The sequence below is a fragment of the Huijunlia imazamoxiresistens genome (genome assembly GCF_037132455.1).
Lineage (GTDB): Bacteria > Bacteroidota > Bacteroidia > Chitinophagales > Chitinophagaceae > Flavisolibacter > Flavisolibacter imazamoxiresistens.
On sequence record NZ_JBBBEI010000014.1, the window covers coordinates 1 to 21318 of the forward strand.

Consider the following 21318-nt stretch of genomic DNA (forward strand, 5'->3'; position numbering starts at 1 on the left):
GTAATGCTGGTTGATGGCTTCTTCGCCCTTGATGCCTTCTTTGGCCATCAGCGAGGGGTTGGTGGTTACTCCGTCCAGAATGCCCAGGGCATGCGCTTCCCTGATCTGCGCCAGGTTGGCGGTGTCAATAAAGAATTTCATGTTTCTTTTCGTTATCTGTTATTAAAATATCCTAAAATTCAGCGGCACATCCGCAGAAACGGCATCAAAGGTGTGAAATTCCTTTGAATAGTGCGTCTGTCGCCGGTTTTCCTTACCAATAAATGGTGTACAGGGCGGCCAGGATGCCGCAGATGATCAGCGAACCCACGGCAAAGGAAGGCGAGGGACGGAACATCCGGCGGTCCACTTCCAGGCCGTTGGGACGGGTGCCGCGGCTGTGCTCGATCATGCTGATAGCCCACATGCCGACCATGCACAGTACGAATACAATACCCATACGGTCCAGGAACGGAATTTCATATACCCCCTCGGCGTTCGGTACGGCAAAGCCAATGGAGGCCAGGCCCGACAGGTCGATGCTGCCCGGGATGAACTTCAGCAGCAGGGACAGGGCGAAGCCGCCGATAGTGGCGAACAGGGCCGCGTTGGAAGTGGTCTTTTTCCAGAAGAAGCCCAGGATGAACATGGCGAAGATGCCCGGCGATACAAAGCCGGTGTATTCCTGGATGTACTGGAAACCGCCTTTTTTGTCGATGCCCATGAAAGGAGCTACGATCAGGGCGATCACCATGGCCACCACTACGGTAGCACGGCCGATCCACACCAGCTTTTGGTCATTAGCTTCGGGGTTCAGTTTCTTTTTGTAGATATCGAGGGTAAAGATGGTCGAGATGGAGTTGCACTTGCCGGCCAGCGAAGCTACTACGGCGGCGGTGAGGGCGGCGAAGGCCAGGCCTTTCAAACCGGCAGGCAGCAGGTTCAGCAGCACGGGATAAGCCTTGTCGGGGTTCACCTCACCGGCCTGCATCATCTGGCTGGTGAATACGTCCTGCTTGAACAGCACGTAGGCAGCGATACCGGGCAGCACCACGATGACGGGCATCAGCATTTTCAAAAAGGCGGCGAAGAGGATACCACCGCGGGCCGTTTTGAGGTCAGCGCCCAGGGCGCGCTGGGTGATGTACTGGTTGCAACCCCAGTAGTTCAGGTTCACGATCCACATACCGCCCAGCAGCACGGTCAGGCCCGGCAGGTCCATGAAGTTGGGGTTGTCTTTCTGGAAGATCATGTGGAAGTGGTCGTCGGCCTTTTCCTGCAGCAGGTTGAAGCCGGCCAGTACGCCGCTCTGGCCGTTGTGCTCGGCCACGAGGTTCAGCGCCAGGTAGGTGGTCACCAGGCCGCCCAGGATCAGGAAGAACACCTGGATCACGTCGGTATAGCCAATCACTTTCATACCGCCCAGGGTAATGAACACAGCGGGTACCGCCAGGATGGCCATACATACAAAGAGGTTGATGCCCGAAATGGAGGAAATGGCAATAGCGCCCAGGTAAAGAATAGAGGTCAGGTTCACCAGCACGTAGAGCAGCAGCCAGAATACCGCCATGATCATCGCCACGGTGGAATTATAGCGCTGCGCCAGGAACTGGGGCATGGTGAAGATCTTGTTCTTTAAATAAACAGGGATAAAGAACACGGCGACGACAATCAAGGTAATGGCGGCCATCCATTCGTAGGTGGCGATGGCGAGGCCCATCTTGAAGCCCGAGCCGGACATGCCGATAAATTGTTCGGCGGAGATGTTGGAGGCGATCAGCGAGGAGCCGATGGCCCACCAGGTCAGCGAGCCTTCCGCCAGGAAGTAGTCTTTTGTGGTAGTCTGGGCCGTTTTCTTGCGCTGGTATACCCACCAGCCGTACAAGGCCACAATAAGGAAGTAAACGAGGAACACAACGTAGTCGGAGGTCTGTAACATTTTCATAGCAAACAATCCTGGTTTTTACTTTGTTTTTTATAAAGAAAATTGGTTGAACACGGTTTTTCCGGCTGATTCCCTGCCCTGCTCACCGATCTTTTCCCGGCAATCGTAAAATGGCCGCTAAAATATTCCTCTTCCTTTCGTAACTGCTTAAAATAGGTTCAAGCGGCCAAATATGTCGGTAAACAGCGGAATCGGGTTCCCTCCCGGGGCCTCCTTCCCTTACCGGACGGGCTGCCTTCCATATTAAGTGTCAAATCTACACTTTTTTTCAAACTCCGGGAAACAGATCTTCCGTTTTGGAACAAAAGGTCGAAAAACTGATAGGATTCCGAGAACCTGGGGCCCTCCCCTCCCACCTTTCCGTTCTTTTCATTCCGGGCGCAATATGCGAAACCTTTTCTATGGATGAGCAAATTAGTCCCGAATCCCCAAAACCCCTGCTACTTTCTTAACGGAAAGTGGTACGATTTTAATTTTCTTTCCTTCATGCGCACTCCTTTTCCCTTAAAATCGTATCAACCCAACACAATTATTTAATTCCCCGCACAAAAAAAGCCGTTGCGCTGCAACGGCTTCCTAACTTAATTATCGGCTCTTCAACCCGGGAAACAACTTGTAAACTGATAAACTTGTAAACTCCTTAGAGGCTCCGGTCGATTCCCATCTCGAGCCCCCGCAGTTCGGCCAGGCCACGCAGGCGGCCGATGGCGGAGTAACCGGGATAGGTGGTCTTTTTCAGGTCGTCGAGCATCTGGTGGCCGTGGTCGGGACGCATGGGGATAGACACCTGGCGGCGGCGCATCACCAGCACCAGCTCCTTCACCACGGCAAACATATCGGTATCGCCGTCCAGGTGGTCGGCTTCGTAAAAATTGCCTTCCTCGTCCCGTTTGGTGTTGCGCAGGTGCAGGAAGTGGATGTGGTCGCCCAGGCGCTGCACCATGCCCGGCAGGTCGTTGTCGGGGCGGGCGCCGTACGAGCCGGTGCAAAAGCAAAGGCCGTTGGCCGGCGAAGGGGCGGCGTCCAGCAGCTCGCGGGCGTCCTGCTCGGTGCTCACCACCCTGGGCAGGCCCAGGATGGAGTACGGGGGATCGTCGGGGTGGATCGCCATTTTCAGTCCCGCCTCCTCGGCTACCGGCACCACCTGCTGCAAAAAGAAGAACAGGTGCTCCTTCAGCTTCCGGGCGTCGATGCCTTCGTAGGTTTTGAGGGCGTTCAGGATTTGCTCCTCGGTAAAGCGCTCCTCGCTGCCGGGAAGTCCCAGCAGGGCGTTGCGGAACAGGGTTTCCTTTTCTTCCAGGGTCATGTTTTCCACGCGTGCCTTTGCCTTGGCCACCTGGTCGGGGGTATAGTCCCCCTCCGCGCCCGGCCGCTTCAGCAGGAACAGGTCGAAGGCCACGAAGGCCGACTTTTCGAAGTAGAGGGCCTTGGAGCCGTCGGGCATGGTGTAGGAAACGTCGGTACGCATCCAGTCGAGGATAGGCATGAAGTTGTAGGTCACCACCTTCAGGCCGCAGGCAGCCACGTTGCGCAGGCTGACCTTGTAGTTTTCGATGTACTGGAGGTAGTCGCCCGTTTGCTTTTTGATGTCTTCGTGCACCGGCAGGCTTTCGATCACGGTCCAGGTCAGGCCGGCGGCCTCCACCTGCTCCTTCCGCTTGTTGATCTCCTCCACGGTCCATATAGCGCCTACCGGAACATGGTGCAGGGCGGTGACCACACCGGTACAGCCTGCCTGGCGGATGTCCCACAAACTAACCGGGTCGTTCGGCCCGTACCAACGCATGGTTTGTTCCATTAGCATAATCGTTCTATTTAGTATATGCGAATTTAGCGGTTCAACTTATTACTGTTCGTCCTGTTTTTTATAACGGGTATCCTCAGGGGGTTCCGGTTTCCCCTCCCGGGCTTTGGTGAGGATGTATTTGCGAATATGCTCCACATCTCCTTCGCCCAGGCGGTCGCCGAAGCGGGGCATGCCCAGGTGCTGGTAGCCGCCCTGGTGCACGATGGCCCGGAAGCCTTCGGGCGTAGTAGGGATCAGCGAAAAGCCCAGGTCGGGTGCCACGCCCCCGCCGCCTTCGTTGATCACGTGGCAGGTGGCGCAGTAGCGGTTGAACAGCTCGGACCCGTGGGCCACTTCGGCCGGCGTGGCGGTATAGCGGGCCAGCGGGAGGGCGGGCTCCGTCCCCGTACGGTACGTGGGCAGGGCGGTGTTGCCGTTTAAGACAAAGGTGTACACCCGGCCGTTCTGGAGGGGCGCGAATTTCTTCTTCATGCCATAACCGCCGCCCCAGCCGGCCGCCACCGAAATATATTGTTTGCCCCCCAGCTCGTAGCTGACCGGGGGCGCGATGATGCCGCCGCCCAGGTTGACCTTCCAGAGCTCTTTGCCGTTGCTGCCGTCGTAGGCGATGAAATCGCCCTGGGCGGTGCCCTGGAATACGAGGTCCGTAGCCGTGGCCAGCACGCCCCCGTTCCAGTCGGAGGCCTGCGGCACGCGCCATACTTCCTTGCGCAGGGCGGGGTTCCAGGCGATGAGCATGCCGCGGGGCATCTTTTTGGTGGCCGGGTCGTTGCGGGTAGGCACGGCCGGGTTGGGGTCGGACGCCAGGTTCCAGCCGTTGCCGGTACCGAAGCTTTTTTCGTTGTACTTCCAGTTGGGGTCGTGGCCGTAGACCGAGGCATTCTCGCGGGCGGGGATGTATACCAGGTTCAGCTTCGGGTTGTAGGCCATGGGGTGCCAGTTGTGCCCGCCGTTGTAGTTGGGCGAGATATCGGTATTTACGGTTTCGTAGTGCACGCCCTCCTCCTCTACCGGCCGGCCCGTGGAATCAATGCGTTTGGCCCAGTTGGTATAAACAAAGGGATCGCCGCTGATGAATTTGCCGTTGGTACGGTCGATCACGTAAAAGAAACCGTTCTTGGGGGCCTGCATCAGCACCTTGCGTTTCTGGCCGTTGAGGTCCATGTCGGCCAGGATGATGTGCTGGGCGGCGGTAAAGTCCCAGCTGTCGCCCGGGGTGGTCTGGTAGTACCACACCAGCTCGCCGTTGGCGGGGTTAATGGCCAGGATGGACGAAAGGTAGAGGTTGTCGCCCTTACCGTCGCTGCGGTACTTGCGGTTCCAGGGGCTGCCGTTGCCGGTGCCCACGTACATCAGTTTCAGCTCGGGGTCGTAGGCGATGGCGTCCCAGGCGGTGCCGCCGCCCCCGTACTTCCACCACTGGCCCGCCCAGGTTTTGGCGGCCGCTTCCATGGCTTTGTTCTCAAAAGGTTTCGAGGGGTCGCCGGGAACGGTATAAAACCGCCATACCTGCTTGCCGCTGCCGGGGTCGTAGGCCGCAATGTAGCCCCGCACGCCGAACTCGGCGCCGCCGTTGCCGATCAGCACCTTGCCGTCGATGATCCGCGGGGCGCCGGTGATGGAGTACGGCTTAGTGGTGTCCACCGTCATCACTTCCCAATCCAGCTTGCCGGTAGCGGCGTCCAGGGCGATCAGCCGGCCGTCGAGGGTGCCGGAATAGATCTTTCCCTTGTACAGGGCCACGCCGCGGTTCACCACATCGCAGCAAAGCTTTTCGGCCGTTTTGGCCGGCACCTTGGGATCGTACTTCCACAATAGTTTGCCGGTGGCGGCGTCCAGGGCGAAGACGGTGCTCCAGACGCCGGTCAGGTACATTACGCCGTCGGCTACCAGCGGGGTAGCCTCCAGCCCCCTTTTCGATTCGAGGTTGGTGGTCCAGGCCAGGCCCAGGGTGTGTACGTTTTCTTTGGTCACCTGGGTGAGGCGGCTGCAGCGGTCCTCGTTGTAGTTGAGGCCGTGGGTGAGCCATTCGCCGGGGTGGTCGGCAGCCGCCGCCAGCAGGGCGTCGTCCGCGTCCACGGATTTTTTGCTGCCGCAGGCGGCCAGCAGGCCGGTGCAAAGCAGGAAGAATATTTTGCGCATGTGCGTATAAGTTAAATAAATTATTTGTAGCGATACAGCTTTACTTTCTGGATGCCCCATTCGCCATAGGAGAAGCGCACATGGCGGCCCTGGTGGTCCTGGTCGCCGTTCATGCGCCGGCCGGGCACCCACTGGCCGCCCACGAATTCGCCTTCGTCGGTTTGCAGGATGCCCACCAGCGGGGCTTCCTTGTCGTCGGTGGTGAAGGTCACCACCAGGCCGGTACCGGCCACGATGAATTCATCCTCGCCGGTCTGGAGGATGATGCCGCCGGCCGAAGGGTATTCGGCCCGCTTGGCTTCGGGCACCCATCCCAGGGAGGTGTAGGGCGTGGCGGTCAGCTTGTAGCGGCCCAGGCGCATTTCCTGCTTTTTTACCTGCGTATCCAGCAGGGCGCCTTCGATGCGGCCGGTGCCCTGGTATTTCAGGATAAAGGGCGCCAGCTGCTCCACCACCTTGTAGCTCTGGACGATGGGTTCCCCGGAAGGGTTTTCGGTGGACTCGATCGAAAAGGGCGAAAAGCCCATGGCGTTGTAGTGCCCCAGGGCGTAGAACACCTTGGCTTCGATGGAGGGCTCGAAGCGGATCTCGGGGATAAAGAGCGGGTTGTTGCGCCGCACGTACAGGTCGTTGTAGTGGCGGAAGCGGGGGTTGTAAAAATCCGGCGACAGGAAGTCGATGGCCGGGGCGGCGGCCTGCCAGATGTCCATCACCTGGGGCAGCGGGCCGGCGCTGGGGTATTCGCCCGGCTTCACGTCGCGGTGGTTCAGGGCGGCGTTGACAAACATGGGCAGGGGGTATTCGGCTTTACCGGCCCGGGCTACGGCATTGGTGTATTTCGCATAGAAATAAGCCTGGAAGATCTCGTCGGTCTCCAGCCCTTTGCCAAACAGCTTTTCCCAGTTGCCCTTGGTGGCATAGCCGCTGGCCGCCCAGCGCTCTTTCAGCTCCGGCACCAGGGCCTCTTTATTTTTCTGGAGGTGGGCCACCAGGTCGGCCGGCACGTCGGCTTTGAAGGCGGCGTTGGCTTCGGGGGTGTATTCGCGGGCTTCGGTGAGCATGCCGATCTCGTTCTCCACCTGCACCAGGATAACGGTCTGCTCCTTGGCGTCGATTTCTTTGATATGCTTCAGCAGGGCTTTAAAGGCCCTGGTATCGGCGTCCAGGTTGGCCTGGCTGAAGGCGGAGAGGATCTCCAGGCCGGTGCCGTTTTGCCGCTGCGCCCGGGGGAAGCGCCTTTGATTCGTCTTTACCCAGGCGGGGGCATAGCAGCTCATGCTGTTTTTCCAGGCGCCGAACCACAGGAATACCACTTTAATGCCCTGGCTGCGGGCATTGTGGATGGTGCTGTCGACCAGGGTAAAGTCAAAACGGCCTTCCTCGGGTTCCATCAGCTCCCAGTACACGGGGGTAAGCACGGTATTGAGGTGCATGGCTTTGAGCTGGGGCCAGATAGGCCGCATGTAGGCCAGGCTGGAAGCGCTGGAGTTGCCCAGCTCGCCGGCCAGCATCAGGAAAGGTTTGCCGTTGACGACCAGCTGGGTGGCCGTGCCCTGTTTTTGCAAATAAGGCGGGCGGATGGTTTGGGCCTGCGCGCCGCCGGCCGCCATCAGTATCGAAAGAAAAGCAAGGAGGCTATAAATTTTCTTCATGAGTAACAAAATTGTCGGAATGAAAAACCCGCCCGGAAGTCCACGGGCGGGCTTTAGTGTATAAAAACTGCAAGTGTCACCTATGTCCGGCGGTCACCTATTGGGGGTAACCGGGGTTCTGGGGCATTTTCACGCTCCGGTTCCGTTCGATCTCGGAGAACGGGATGGGCCAGAGGTTGAAGTGGGGCTTCATCTGCGGGCCATAGAAAGGATTCAGCCGTGATACCCGGTCATAAAATTTGCCCAGGCGGCAGAGGGTCAGCATCCGTTTTTCTTCCACGCCGAGTTCCCGGATCCTTTCGTCGAGGATGTAATCGAGGGTCACATCGCCGGGAGCTGCCGCACTGGCATTGGAACGGGAACGCACCTTGTTGATATCGTTGGCGGCCGCCGTGTTGTTATTCAGGCCCAGGTACGCCTCGGCGCGCAGCAGGTAGGTTTCCGCCAGCCGGAACATATACTGGTCGGTATAAGTGCCCCCGGCCGAACCCTTCAGCTGGTACTTCAGAATCGGGTCGGAAGAACCGGGATTCACGTATAAGACCGCGGGATGGTTATACGGCGTGGTGGCTTTCGTCTGGTAGGGATAGAAAGCCCGGTCCGGCTTGTTGGACGTCACCGCGGCGCCGTTCACGCCCGTGGTGCCGGCCGGCACGTTGCGGGTGGAGATCACCTTGCCGTACAGGGGGCTGGCCGGGTTGTTGGCCACGAATTCGCGAACGAAATTGTGGTTGGCATTGCGGATGTCGTTGTTGAAATCGCTTTGATAGACCGTATTCATAAAGTGCAGGGAGGGGGCCAAAAAGCCCACGCCCCGGCCGCCGGTATAATCGCCGATAGGCCATTGGAAGGGCGTCACCCCGTTGACCCGGAGGTCGCGTACCAGCGGCGCATGCACCCGCTCCAGGGCATACACGCCCGACTGGGCACCCGCAGTGCTGGCGCCGCCGCCGATCGCGTCGGGCTCAAACTGGATCACCCAAATACCTTCCTTATTACCGGCGCCTTTGCGGTTCTGGTTGCCGGTCTGGAACAAGTCCCAGTACACATCGCCGGGAGTGACGGTGCTGCGCTTACCGAAGCGGGCGGTCATCAGGCCCATGTTGGGATCGTCAATCACCGCCGAAGCCGCCGTCACGGCATTCTGGTACTGGCCGTCCGCCAGGTACACTTCCGACAGCAGGTGCTGGGCGGCCAGGTTGGAGATCTCCCCGTCGGCGGCTGCCGCCACGGTGGGCAGGTTTTGGGCGGCGAATTTCAGGTCCTCGATGGCCTGGGCGTATACGGTTTTCCGCGGTGCGCGGGTCAGGTCGGTCTTTTCGGTCTTCACTTCTTCCAGCACCAGCGGCACGTCGCCCCAGAGGTAGGCCAGGCTGCGGTAGGCAAAGGCCCGGAAGAACTTTGCTTTCGCTTCAAAGGCCGTCTTTTCGGCAGCGGTCAGCTGCGAAGCGGGCAGGCGGCCGATGATGGTGTTGGCTTCCGACACGATCTTGTAAAAATTCGGCCAGTGGCTGTTGAAGACACTGCTGGTGGGGCTGATCTCCGCATCGAGGTTGGGCGTGGTGACGGTAATTTCGAAGGCCACGTCCGTCCGGTACAGGTAATGGAACGGCTGGTAGTCGTTCACCGTATAAAATTCGTTGCGCACCAGGGCGTACAGGTTATTGACGGAGGCATTGAAGTCGGCCACCGTGCTAAAGGCGTTCGACGTGCTGAAGAAAGACTGCGGGTTTTCGTTCAGGAAGTCTTTTTTGCAGGAGACGGCACCCGACAGGAGCATCAGCGCCAATAAAGATTTATGTACGATTTTCATATAATAAGCTTAGCGAGTTAAAAAGGATTAATAAGTAACGTTGATACCTACGGTAAAGGCACGCAGCACGGGTCGGCCGCCGATCAGCAGGCCTTCGCCGGTTTCGGGGTCCCAGCCTTCCCAGTTGGTCCAGGTAGCCAGGTTCTTGCCGCTGACGAACACGCTCAGCGACTGGGCCTTGATGCGCTGCAGCAGGTTGGCGAAGTTGTAGGACAGCGACACGTCCTGCAGGCGGATGAAGTTGCGCTGGTCGTAATTCAGAACGTCGATGGCCACCGGGGTACCGGAAATGTTGCGGGGGTACTTGCCGCCGGGGTTGGAGGGCGACCAGTAGTCGATGCCGGTCAGGTCATTCCAGCGGACGGCGTTGTCATCGCGGAAGTAAAAGGAACGGTTGTTGGCAAAGGGGCGGCCGCTGGCCAGGTACCCGTTCTTTCCACCCTGTACGGAGTTGAACAGGAGGCTCAGTGAAAATCCTTTATAGAAGAAGGTATTCAGCAGGCTGGCGCGGTAGGCCGGCTCCCGGCGTCCGATAAACACCCGGTCTTTTTCCGGGGTAATGGTGCCGCTGCGGTCCTGGTCCACCGCTTTCACCGTGCCCACGTAAAACCCGGGAAGCCGGGCTTCCCCGATCTGGTAAATGCCGTTGGCCTGGTAGTCGTAGATGGTATTGGCGGATTTCCCGATGAACAGCCCGCTGGCCACCAGGTCATCTTCCTTTCCGTCGTTATTGGCGTCCACGCCGGTCAGCGCGATCACCTTGTTGGTGTTGGTGGAAAAGTTGAGGGTGGCATTCCAGGTAAAATCCTTTTGCTTGATGATGCGCTGGGTCAGCGTGGCTTCAAAGCCGGTGTTCCGCATCTGGCCGATGTTGGTGCGGATGGAGTCGAAGCCGGTGGCCGAGGGGATCCGCACGCTGTACAGCAGGTCATGGGTGTTGTTGTTGTAAAAGTCCAGGCTACCGGTCAGGCCGTTGTTGAACAGGGCAAAGTCCACACCGGCGTTCAGGCCCGTGGTGCGTTCCCACACCAGGTTTTCATTGCCCAGGGTTTGCACCTGCTGGCCGAAGGCCGTGCTGCCGCCGTCGCCAAAGATGTAGGCATTCGCCGCCAGGGCGGACACCCGCGAAAGGGAACTGTACCGGGAAGTAAGGTTGCCGCTTTCGCCGTAACCGGCCCGCAGCTTCAGGTTATTCACCACCTCCACATTCTTCATGAAATTTTCGTCGGAAAGGCTCCAGCCCAGGGCGATGGTGGGGAAGTAGCCGTACTTGTTGTTGGCGGCAAAACCCGAGTAGCCGTCGCGGCGCAGGGTGGCGGTCAGCATGTATTTGTTGTTGAAGCGGTAGAACAGCCTTGCCATCTGGTAGTTGAGGGTTTCTTCCCAGCTATCCGAGCCGGTGAGCTGGCGGCCGCCCTGCGACAGGTTGTTATAGCTGAGGGTCAGGCGGCTGAAGTTGGTGGCATAGGCGCCGGTGCTGTCCCAGTTTCTTTTGATGGCGCCGTACACCAGCGTACCGGTCAGGTCGTGGTTGCCGAACTTTTTGTTATAGGTCAGGATATTGTCCAGGGTGTAATCGTAAAACCGCTGCACCCGCTTGTAGGCTTCCCCGGTTTGGCCGGCAGCGTAAATGCTGGAGCCGAACTGCTCGAGGGTGCGGTAGTTGTTCCCAAAATTCAACCGGTAGTTCAGCCCTTTCACGAACGGAACGTCGATATCGGAATAGATGTTGGCAAACAGGTGGTTGTTGCGGTCGTAGTTGTCCACGTAATAGGTGGTAAAGGGGCTGGCCTCCAGGGTATTGGTGGGGAAGGCGATCAGCTTGCCCGAAGCGTCATAAGGCACCAGCAGGGGCGACATGTGCTGCAGGGTGGCCAGGGCCGGCTCGGCGCCGTCCTGGTTCACGAAGGCGGCGGAGGAAACCAGGCCGATCTTCCACCAGTTCAGTGCCTTGGTCTCCAGGTTGGCACGCAGGGTTTTGCGCTTGAAGTTGTCGTTGATGATAAAGCCTCTCTGGTTGGTCAGGGCGCCGGACAGCAGGTAGGTAAACCGGTCGCTGCCGCCGGAGATGCTCAGGTTGTTTTCGTTGATGCGGCCCGTTTGGGTACCGGCCTTCCACCAGTCGTAATCATTGGGCAGGATATTGCCCGAAGCGTCGCGCATGGAGGCGTCCACCACGGTGGCGATATTGAAAGCGGGGTTGGGCGTAGTGTAGTCGGGTGCCAGGTAGGCCTTGTCGTAAAAGGCTTCCTTCAGGGCCGCCAGGTATTGCTCCCGGTTCATCGGCCGCAGGTTGCCCACGGTGGGGTTCTGGATGCCGTAAGAGGAGGTCAGGTTGATCCGCGGCTTCTGGCCGGAGCGGCCTTTGCGGGTGGTGATCAGGATCACGCCGTTGGCGGCCTGGGCGCCGTAAACCGCCGTGGAGGAGGCGTCCTTCAGCACGTCGATGGTGGCGATATCATCGGGGTTGATGGAGGAAAGCGTACCGGTGTACTGGATCCCGTCCAGGACGATCAGCACGTCCTGGTTGCCGCTCAGCGACACCTGGCCGCGGATGGCGATGGGGGGCGTGCCGCCGGCGGTGGTGGACACGCCTACGTTCAGGCCCGGCACGGTGCCCTGCAGGTACTGGCCGATATTGGTATTGGGTACGTCCCGGAGGGCTTCCACGTTCACGGAGGCCACCGAGCCGGTTACATCTTTTTTACGCTGGGTACCGTAGCCCACGACCACCACCTGGTCCAGCTGGTTCACCATGGGCAACAGGGTAATGGTAATGTTGGTCTGGTTATTCACCGGCACATCCTGCGCGGTAAAGCCCACCGAAGAAACGGAAAGCGTGCCGTTGGAAGGGGCGTCGATGCTGAAATTGCCGCCGGCATCCGTGGTCACGCCCTTGGCGGAGCCCTTCAGGGTAACCGAGGCAGAAACGCCCTCGCCCTTGTCGGACTTGACGGTCCCCTTCACGCGGAGGATGTTTTGGGCAAATGCGGGCAAAGAGAAGAGAAGGAGGAGCAAAAATGTAACCGGTTTACATTTTGCCGCTGTTCTTCCGGTAAAGGCGTCGGTCTGCGGGGCCTTTGGGGAATTCGGAACTTTCATAAATGGTAATCGTTTAAGCATTTAAAAGTTGGGCTGCGCACCGGTTTAGCGAAAAACCTGGCGGACAGCCGTTTTATACAAGCATGGTTACTGACGCTGTGGATCCGTTCGGAAAAGGGCGGCCGGCTTCTTGTCCGGGCTACAAAACCGCTGCCAACAATTTTGCGGGCAAAAGCCCTGCAGGAGCTGTTTTGCCCCATTTTTGTTGTTTCCGCCTTAATTTATGGAAAGAGAGAGCGCACTGCTGGGAGCAAGAAAAAAAAACCCCGACGTCTTTAATATAAAAAAAGACCGAACAGGGAGCAGGTACAAGCAGGCAATCATCCGTTTCGTTCATTCGGCAGGCAACGGGTTCGTTTGCACGGCTAAATTAGAAACAATTTTGAAAAATGTAACCGATTACAATTATTTTTTTTTCTGAAACCATTCTTCTAGCTTTACGCCGTTGACCCTCCCTTCTGTCCCTCCCTGTTTAATCAGATGTAAGCGATTGTAGAAATGGAAAAAGAAACGACCATATATGACCTTGCCCAGCGGCTGAACATCTCGGTAGCCACGGTGAGCCGGGCCCTGAAAGACGACCCGGTGGTGAGCAAAAAGACCAAGAAAAAGATTATGGACCTGGCCGAAGAGCTGGGTTACCGCTCTAATAATTTTGCCCGCAACCTCCGCAGCCAGAAGACCAACACCCTGGGGGTGATCGTGCCCCGGCTCGACTCCTATTTTATGTCCACCGTGCTGGCCGGCATGGAGGAGGTGGCCCATGCCGAAGGTTACCACCTGATCATCAGCCAGTCCTTCGAGTCGGCCGAGCGCGAGATCGCCAGCGCCCGCACCATGTTCAACAACCGCGTTGACGGCCTGCTGGTGTCGCTGGCCGCCGATACCGGGGAGACGGGGCATTTCGACGTTTTTTTTAAAAGGAGCATCCCGGTGATCTTTTTCGACCGGGTACTGGAGCACGACGCCGGCACCAACATCCTGATCGACAACCGCAAGGCCGGCTACGAGGCCACCCGCCACCTGGTGGAGCAGGGCTGCCGCCGGATCGTGCATATCACCACCACGCCCAAACGAAACGTATACATCGACCGCCTGCAGGGCTACCAGCAGGCCCTGGCCAAATTCGGCCTCACCGTACGGGAAGAAGACGTGCTGGTGGGCAACCTGAGCCAGGAGGCCGGCACCGAAGCCGCCGAACGCATTTTGCAGATGGATCCCCGGCCCGACGGGGTGTTTGCCGCCAACGACAGCGCCGCCGTGGGCTGCATGGTGGCCCTGAAGAAAAAGGGCTTCCGCATCCCCGAAGACATTGCCTTCGTGGGCTTCAACGACGACCCCATCGCCACGGTGATCGAACCCAACCTGACCACCATACGGTACCCGGGCAAGCGGATGGGCGAAATGTCGGCCCGCGCCCTCATCAGCCACCTGACCGGCCAGGTCGACATGGAGCTGACCAACACCATCCTGTTGCGGTCGGAACTGGTGGTGCGGGAATCTTCTTTGAGGGAAAAGAGACCCTAGGCTATAGGCAAAAGAAAAATATTCAACAAACAATATTCAACACGCAATGCTCAAGGTGAGGCTAGCCATTGAACATTGACCCATGACAATGAACCATATGAAAAGATTATTTGCTTCGCTGCTCTTTCTGTTGATCCTTTCCGGTGCCCGGGCCGAAGACGGCTACCGCCTGTGGCTGCGCTACGATAAGATCACCGACACCAGGCTGTTGCAACAATACGGCAGCCGCATCACCGGCCTGCAGGTAGTGGGCTCCTCCCCTACACTGGCTGCCGCAAAGGAAGAATTATTGGGTGGCCTGCAGGGCCTGCTGGGACGGACTGTGCCGGCGCAAACTACCACTGCCAGCGGCAGCCTGCTGGTGGGCTCCGCCGAAGGATCGGCCCGCATCAAAGGGCTGGTGCCGGCCGCCGACCTGCAAAAGCTGGGCAAGGAAGGCTTCCTGCTGCGCACCGTTACCGAAAACGGCAAAAAGATCACCCTCATCACCGGCAATACCGACATCGGCGTGCTGTACGGCGCCTTCCACTTCCTGCGCCTGCTGCAGACCGGCCAGCCCATTGACAATTTATCGCTGGTGAGCGCCCCCAAAACCGGCCTGCGCCTGCTCAACCACTGGGACAACCTCAACCGCCACGTGGAACGCGGCTATGCCGGCGGCAGCATCTGGGACTGGCACCGCCTGCCCGACTACATCGACCCCCGCTATAAGGACTACGCCCGGGCCAACGCCTCCATCGGCATCAACGGCACGGTGCTCACCAACGTCAACGCCAATGCGCTGGTGCTGACCGAACCCTACCTGCAAAAAGTAGCCGCCCTGGCGGCCGTGTTCCGCCCCTACGGCCTGAAAGTATACCTGACGGCCCGCTTCAGCGCCCCCGTAGAGATCGGCGGCCTCAAAACGGCCGACCCCCTGGACCCCGCCGTGCAGCAGTGGTGGAAGGATAAGACCAAAGAGATTTACCGTATCATCCCCGATTTCGGCGGCTTTTTGGTCAAAGCCAACTCGGAAGGACAGCCCGGCCCGCAGAACTACGGCCGCAACCATGCCGACGGCGCCAACATGATGGCCGATGCCCTGGCCCCCTTCGGCGGCGTCGTGATGTGGCGGGCCTTCGTGTACAGCAGCGAAACCCCCGAGGATCGCTTCAAGCAGGCTTATTCCGAATTCAAACCCCTGGACGGCAAGTTCCGCGAGAACGTGCTGGTGCAGGTCAAGAACGGCCCCATCGACTTCCAGCCCCGCGAACCCTTCCATCCCCTCTTCGGCGCCATGCCCCAAACACCGCTGATGATGGAGTTCCAAATAACCCAGGAATACAAGGGCTTTGCCACCCACCTGGTGTTCCTGCCTTCTGAATTCAAGGAAACCCTGGACGCCGACACCTATGCCAAAGGGCAGGGCTCCACGGTAGCCGAAGTGGTGGACGGCACCCTGGAGGGCCACCGCCTCAGCGGCATGGCCGGCGTGGCCAACATCGGCAGCGACCGCAACTGGACCGGCCACCTCTTCGGGCAGGCCAACTGGTACGGCCTGGGCCGCCTGGCCTGGGACCATAACCTGACCGCTGAAACCATTGCCGCCGAATGGGCCCGCCAGACCTTTGGCGCCGCCACCCTGGAATCCGTCAAAAAGATCCTGCTGGCATCGGACGAGGCCATGATCAACTACATGACGCCCCTGGGCCTGCACCACATCATGGGCTACGGCCACCACTACGGTCCCGCCCCCTGGTACGACAAGGCCGCCCGGGCCGACTGGAACCCCGTGTACTTCCACAAGGCCGACTCGGCGGGCATCGGCTTCGACCGCACCGCCACCGGCAGCAACGCCCTGGCACAGTACGCCGCACCGGTGCGCAAGCTGTTTGAAGACCCCAACACCTGCCCCGAAAAATACCTGCTGTGGTTCCACCATGTCCCCTGGACCCGCAAGATGGCCTCGGGCCGCAACCTGTGGCAGGAGCTCTGCGCCAAATACAATGAAGGCGTGGACTCGGTGCGCCGCATGCAGCAAACCTGGAACAGCCTGAAAGGGCAGGTGGATGCCGAGCGCTTCGAGCACGTTCGGATGCTGCTGGCCATCCAGGAAAAAGAAGCCGTCTGGTGGCGCGACGCCTGCCTGGTATACTTCCAGAAATTTTCGAAAATGCCGTTCCCGCCGGGCTTTCCCAAGCCGGCCCATACGCTGGACTATTATAAAAACGAAAGCTTCCCCTACGCCCCAGGCAACTAAGAGAAAAAGAGGAAAAAGAGATAAAGAGTCCATATGAAGAAGATCATCAGCTTTTTTTTACTGGCCACAGCAATACTTCCCCGGGTACAGGCCCAGAACAACCGTGCCGCCGGGCCCTGGAAAGGAAAACAATGCGCCGTGGTGCTGACCTACGATGATGCCCTGAACGAACACCAGTCGAACGCCCTGCCGCTGCTCGACTCGCTGGGGCTGAAAGGCACCTTTTACCTGTCCGATTATTCCGGCGCCCTGCAGGGACAAATCCGGGGCTGGCGGGCCGCTGCCGCCCGGGGCCATGAGCTGGGCAACCACACCGTCTTCCATCCCTGCGAAGGCGGGCGGCCCGGCCGGGAGTTCGTAACGCCGGACTATGACCTGAACCGGTATACCCACCGCCGCATCACCGACGAGATCCGCACCATGAACGTGCTGCTGAACGCCATCGACGGGAAAACGAAACGCACCTTTGCTTTTCCCTGCAGCGATACCCGCATCCACGATACCGCCTACTTCCCGGCCGTGAAGGGACAATTCGTGGCGGCGCGGGCCGTTCGCTCCGAGCTGCCCGCCCCCGCTTCGGTAAAACTGGACGATATCGGCTGCTTTATGGTCAACGGCCAGTCGGGCGACGAGTTGGTGGCGCAGGTACGGCAGGCCATGGAAAAAAAGGCGCTGCTGGTGTTCCTGTTCCATGGCGTCGGCGGCGGCCACGGCCTGAACGTGTCGCTCCCCGCCCACCGCCGCCTGCTGCACTTCCTGAAGGAAAACGAAAAAGCCATCTGGACCGCCCCCATGATCGAAGTGGCGGAGTTTGTACAAACCTATCAGCAGCACCAATAAACAACCACAAAAACACCCCACACCCCATAACCCCAATCTTTTCCCCGTATGAAACAGCATAAGCTTTCTACCCTCCTGCTGCTGGCCGCGCCCCTGCTCTTCGGCCAGTGCCAGCGCAAGCTGGCCGCCCCGGCGGCCCATGCCGCCCGGTCGGCGGAGACCACCAAAGGCCTCAAAGACTATTACCAGGCCTATTTTCCCATAGGAGTGGCCGTTTCACCCCGGGCCCTGAAAACAGCGGAGGCCGACCTGATAAGGCAGCAATTCAACAGCATGACGCCGGAGAACGCCCTGAAAATGGGCCCCATCCACCCGCGGGAGCAGGTCTACAACTGGCGCGACGCCGATTCCATAGCGGCCTTTGCCCGGCGGCACCAGCTGAAGCTGCGCGGCCACACCCTCTGCTGGCACAACCAGGCGCCGGCCTGGATGTTCCAGGACGCGGAAGGCAAACAGGTATCCAAAGAAGTGCTCCTGCAACGGCTGAAAGAACACATTCATACCGTGGTGGGCCGGTACAAAGGGACTATCTATGCCTGGGACGTGGTCAACGAGGCGGTATCCGACAAGCCGGACGAATACCTCCGGCCGTCGCCCTGGCTGCAGATCTGCGGCGAAGACTATATTGCCCAGGCCTTTCGCTTTGCCCATGAAGCGGACCCGAATGCCGTATTGTTCTACAACGATTACAACGAGATCAGTCCCGTCAAGCGGGAAAAGATCTACCGGCTGGTAAAAAGCCTGAAGGATGCCGGCGTACCCATTCACGGCATTGGCCTGCAGGCCCACTGGGCGGTGAACGAGCCTTCCCGCGGGCAGCTCGACAGCACCCTGAACCGCTTTGCCTCCCTGGGGCTGAAGCTGCAGATCACCGAACTGGACATTTCGGTCTACCCCAAGGAGCATGACGCCCGTCCCCGCCGGCCCGAAGATGCCGATACGGCTTTTTCCGCCGCCAGGGAACAGGCCCAGCTCGAAAAATACCGGATGTGCTTCGACCTGTTCCGCAAATACAAAAACGAACTTTCGGGCGTCACGTTCTGGAACATCTCCGACCGGAGTTCCTGGCTGGATGACTTCCCGGTAAAAGGACGCAAGGACTATCCCCTGCTGTTCGACCGCAACCTGCAACCCAAGAAAGCTTTTGGGGCCGTAGTAAAGTTCTGATCCGGCAACAGCGAGGCCGCTAAAAGATTTTTTTATAATACTTCAATCAACGAAACAGCATGAACCGCAAATCCAAGAACCTGCCCAAAGTGCTGGCGAAGGCGCTTGTTTCCGCCGCGCTTCTGGTGCAGTCGGCCCTGGCCGGCGCACAAGGCACGGCCGCCAGATACCCGTTTCAAAATACGTCCCTTTCCTTTGAGCAGCGGGCCGCCGACCTGGTGTCGCGGCTGACGCTGGAGGAAAAAGTGGCCCAGATGCTCAACGCCGCCCCCGCCATTAACCGGCTGGGCGTTCCCGCCTACGACTGGTGGAACGAAGTGCTGCACGGTGTGGCCCGCACCCCTTTCCGGGTAACGGTCTTCCCGCAGGCGATTGGCATGGCCGCAACTTTCGATACCGCCTCGCTGCACCAGATGGCCGCTTACTCGGCCCTTGAAGGCCGGGCGGTGTACAACGAAGCCATCCGCACGGGCAAAAGCGGGCAGCGCTACGTGGGCCTCACCTACTGGACGCCCAACATCAATATCTTCCGAGACCCCCGCTGGGGCCGCGGCCAGGAAACCTATGGCGAGGATCCCTACCTGACGGCCATGCTCGGCCGGTCCTTCGTGCACGGCCTGCAGGGCAACGATCCCAAATACCTGCAGGCGGCGGCCTGCGCCAAGCACTACGCCGTCCACAGCGGTCCCGAACCCCTGCGGCACGTGTTCAACGCCAACGCAACGCCCTACGACCTCTGGGACACCTACCTGCCGGCCTTTGAAGAGCTGATCGTGCATGCCAACGTGGCCGGCGTGATGTGTGCCTACAACGCCTTCCGCGGCCAGCCCTGCTGCGGCAGCGATATCCTGATGAACGACATTCTTCGCAACCGCTGGAAGTTCAACGGCTACGTCACGTCCGACTGCTGGGCCATCGACGACTTTTTCAAGAACCACAAAACCCACCCCGATGCCGCCAGCGCCTCGGCCGATGCGGTGCTGCACGGTACCGACATCGACTGCGGCACCGACGCCTACAAATCCCTGGTGCAGGCCGTACAGCAGGGCAAGATCACCGAGCAGCAGATCGACGTGTCGGTCCGCCGGCTGTTTACCCTGCGCTTCCGCCTCGGCCTGTTCGACCCGCCTTCGATGGTGCCCTTTGCCCAAACGCCCGCCTCGGTGCTCGAAAGCGCTCCCCACCAGGCCCACGCCCTCAAAATGGCGCGGCAGTCCATCGTGCTGCTGAAAAACGACCGCAACACCCTGCCCCTGCGCAAGGACCTGCGCAAGATCGTGGTGATCGGCCCCAATGCCGACAACGCCATCGCCGTGCTGGGCAACTACAACGGCATTCCCTCCAAGGTGGTGACCGCCCTGCAGGGCATCAAGGACAAGGTGGGCCCGAACGTGCAGGTGGTGTACGAGCGGGGCGTGACCTTCACGGGCGACACCCTGCTGGCTTATGCCGACCTGAACGACCAGTATGCCTGGGAAGGAAAAAAAGGCTTTAAGGCCGAATACTTTTCCAACAAGGAACTGTCCGGCACGCCGGTGCTCACCCGCCAGGAAAGCGCCCCCGACTACGAATGGCAGGAAGGCCAGGCCGTGGTGGCCAACCTGAGGGCCTACGACTTTTCGGCCCGCTGGACCACCGACTTCACCCCTGCCGCTTCCGGCGACATCACCTTCGAGCTGGAAGCCGACGACGGCTACCGCTTCCTGGTGGACGGCAAGGAAGTGGTGAACGCCTGGACCCGCAACCGCTGGGGCGCCCGTACCTACAAGCTCGCCGCTGAAAAGGGAAAAACCTACCGCCTGGCGCTGGAATACTACCAGGGCGACGGCAAGGCATCGGCCCACCTGCGGGCCGGCAACCTGGTGCGCTCCGACTTCCAGGCCCTGGCCCAACGGGTTCAGGATGCCGACGCCCTGGTATTTGTCGGCGGCATCTCGCCCCAGCTGGAGGGCGAGGAAATGAAGGTCGACTACCCCGGCTTTAACGGCGGCGACCGCACCTCCATCCTGTTACCCCAGGTGCAGACCGACCTGATGAAGGCCCTGCAGCGTACCGGCAAACCCGTTGTGTTCGTGATGATGACCGGCAGCGCCATCGCCTGCCCCTGGGAGGCCGAAAATGTCCCGGCCATCGTCAACACCTGGTACGGCGGCCAGTCGGCCGGTACGGCCCTCGCCGACGTGCTCTTTGGCGACTACAACCCCTCGGGCCGCCTGCCGGTGACCTTTTACAAAAGCGATGCGGACCTGCCCGGCTTTAACGACTATTCCATGGACGGCCGCACCTATCGCTATTTCAAAGGGCAGCCTTTGTATGGCTTCGGCCATGGCCTGAGCTATACCACCTTCCGCTACGACAACCTGCAGCTGCCCCCGGCCACCAAGGCAGGCAAAACCGTGAAGGTAAGCGTACGGGTCACCAATACCGGCCGCCGCGACGGCGAGGAAGTGGTGCAGTTGTACGTGGCGCATGAAGCCGGTGCCTACAAAACGCCGGTCCGCGCCCTGAAAGGATTCCAGCGCCTCTTCCTCAAAGCCGGGGAAAGCAAACAGGTCACCTTCAGCCTGTCGCCGAAACAGCTGTCCCGTATCGACGAACAGGGCAACGAACGCCAGCCCCGGGAAAAGATCCTGCTCTCGGTAGGCGGTGGCCAGCCCGATGCCCAATCGGCTGCCAGCAAGAAAACCGTCCAGGCAACCCTAACGGTGAACGAATAAGAAAGACAGGAAAAGTCCAGCCCGGAAGAGACGTTGCCCCGCAACGTCTCTTCTGTTTTTACCCCCTTGTCTTTTTGACAATAATCCCTCTGATCGTCCCCATCAGGTCAATGCCCCACCTCATCCTCCCCGTTGTAGAATTTCATGTACACTAAACCATTGCATTCCGGTTGTTTTCTGCCGAAAACAGCGCATTTCTCTATATTAATAGTAGGATAGCTGCAGCAACAGGCTTTATTTTGAGAAAAGGCATGGTATTGGCAACATACATCCACGAGGACGGTTCGAAAGAAAGAACGGATAAAGAACGAAAGAAGAAACACGAAGATCAACAGGAAGGATTAGGTACCTGGAAGGAGCGCAGAGAGCATGGTGTTACAGGTGAATG

At 59.4% G+C, this 21318-nt stretch carries 12 protein-coding genes; 5 read left to right on the forward strand and 7 right to left on the reverse strand.

The window, feature by feature from the left end; all coding sequences use genetic code 11:
• The 7 genes from V9K67_RS16805 to V9K67_RS16835 all read right to left on the reverse strand — a co-directional run.
• Positions 1 to 141, reverse strand: a 141-nt coding sequence (locus V9K67_RS16805; RefSeq protein ID WP_336721628.1) for a transaldolase family protein, incomplete at its 3' end; no start/stop codon positions are given.
• A 112-nt stretch (positions 142 to 253) separates the two neighbouring features.
• A complete protein-coding gene (locus tag V9K67_RS16810) occupies positions 254 to 1924 on the reverse strand; it encodes a sodium/sugar symporter (RefSeq protein ID WP_336724344.1) in 1671 nt (556 codons plus the stop codon).
• 640 nt (positions 1925 to 2564) lie between these two features.
• Entirely contained in the window at positions 2565 to 3728 is a 1164-nt protein-coding gene (uxuA, locus tag V9K67_RS16815) for a mannonate dehydratase (RefSeq protein ID WP_336724346.1), read from the reverse strand.
• Between the two features lie 42 nt (positions 3729 to 3770).
• A complete protein-coding gene (locus tag V9K67_RS16820; protein WP_336724348.1) occupies positions 3771 to 5873 on the reverse strand; it encodes a PQQ-dependent dehydrogenase, methanol/ethanol family in 2103 nt (700 codons plus the stop codon).
• Positions 5874 to 5893: 20 nt separating this feature from the next.
• Positions 5894 to 7525 carry a GH35 family beta-galactosidase gene (locus V9K67_RS16825; protein ID WP_336724350.1) on the reverse strand — a complete coding sequence of 544 codons (1632 nt, stop codon included), beginning with the start codon at positions 7523 to 7525 and terminating at the stop codon, positions 5894 to 5896.
• 97 nt (positions 7526 to 7622) lie between these two features.
• Positions 7623 to 9338, reverse strand: a complete 1716-nt coding sequence (locus V9K67_RS16830; protein WP_336724351.1) for a RagB/SusD family nutrient uptake outer membrane protein — start codon at positions 9336 to 9338, stop codon at positions 7623 to 7625.
• A 27-nt stretch (positions 9339 to 9365) separates the two neighbouring features.
• Complete coding sequence (locus V9K67_RS16835) at positions 9366 to 12356, reverse strand: SusC/RagA family TonB-linked outer membrane protein (RefSeq protein WP_336724353.1); 2991 nt, start codon at positions 12354 to 12356, stop codon at positions 9366 to 9368.
• Between the two features lie 582 nt (positions 12357 to 12938).
• Between V9K67_RS16835 and V9K67_RS16840 the strand changes: the two genes are divergently transcribed.
• The 5 genes from V9K67_RS16840 (at position 12939) to V9K67_RS16860 (ending at position 20930) form a co-directional block, all read left to right on the forward strand.
• The gene (locus V9K67_RS16840; RefSeq protein ID WP_336724354.1) at positions 12939 to 13967 is read left to right on the forward strand and encodes a LacI family DNA-binding transcriptional regulator; all 1029 of its coding nucleotides are present in this window, start codon (positions 12939 to 12941) and stop codon (positions 13965 to 13967) included.
• Between the two features lie 97 nt (positions 13968 to 14064).
• The gene (locus V9K67_RS16845) at positions 14065 to 16206 is read left to right on the forward strand and encodes an alpha-glucuronidase family glycosyl hydrolase (protein ID WP_336724355.1); all 2142 of its coding nucleotides are present in this window, start codon (positions 14065 to 14067) and stop codon (positions 16204 to 16206) included.
• A gap of 33 nt (positions 16207 to 16239) precedes the next feature.
• Positions 16240 to 17046 (forward strand): polysaccharide deacetylase family protein, encoded by an 807-nt coding sequence (locus tag V9K67_RS16850; protein ID WP_336724358.1) that lies wholly within the window; start codon positions 16240 to 16242, stop codon positions 17044 to 17046.
• A gap of 48 nt (positions 17047 to 17094) precedes the next feature.
• Positions 17095 to 18213, forward strand: a complete 1119-nt coding sequence (locus tag V9K67_RS16855; protein WP_336724361.1) for an endo-1,4-beta-xylanase — start codon at positions 17095 to 17097, stop codon at positions 18211 to 18213.
• Between the two features lie 59 nt (positions 18214 to 18272).
• Positions 18273 to 20930 carry a glycoside hydrolase family 3 protein gene (locus V9K67_RS16860; protein WP_336724363.1) on the forward strand — a complete coding sequence of 886 codons (2658 nt, stop codon included), beginning with the start codon at positions 18273 to 18275 and terminating at the stop codon, positions 20928 to 20930.
• The last annotated feature ends 388 nt before the right edge of the window (positions 20931 to 21318 follow it).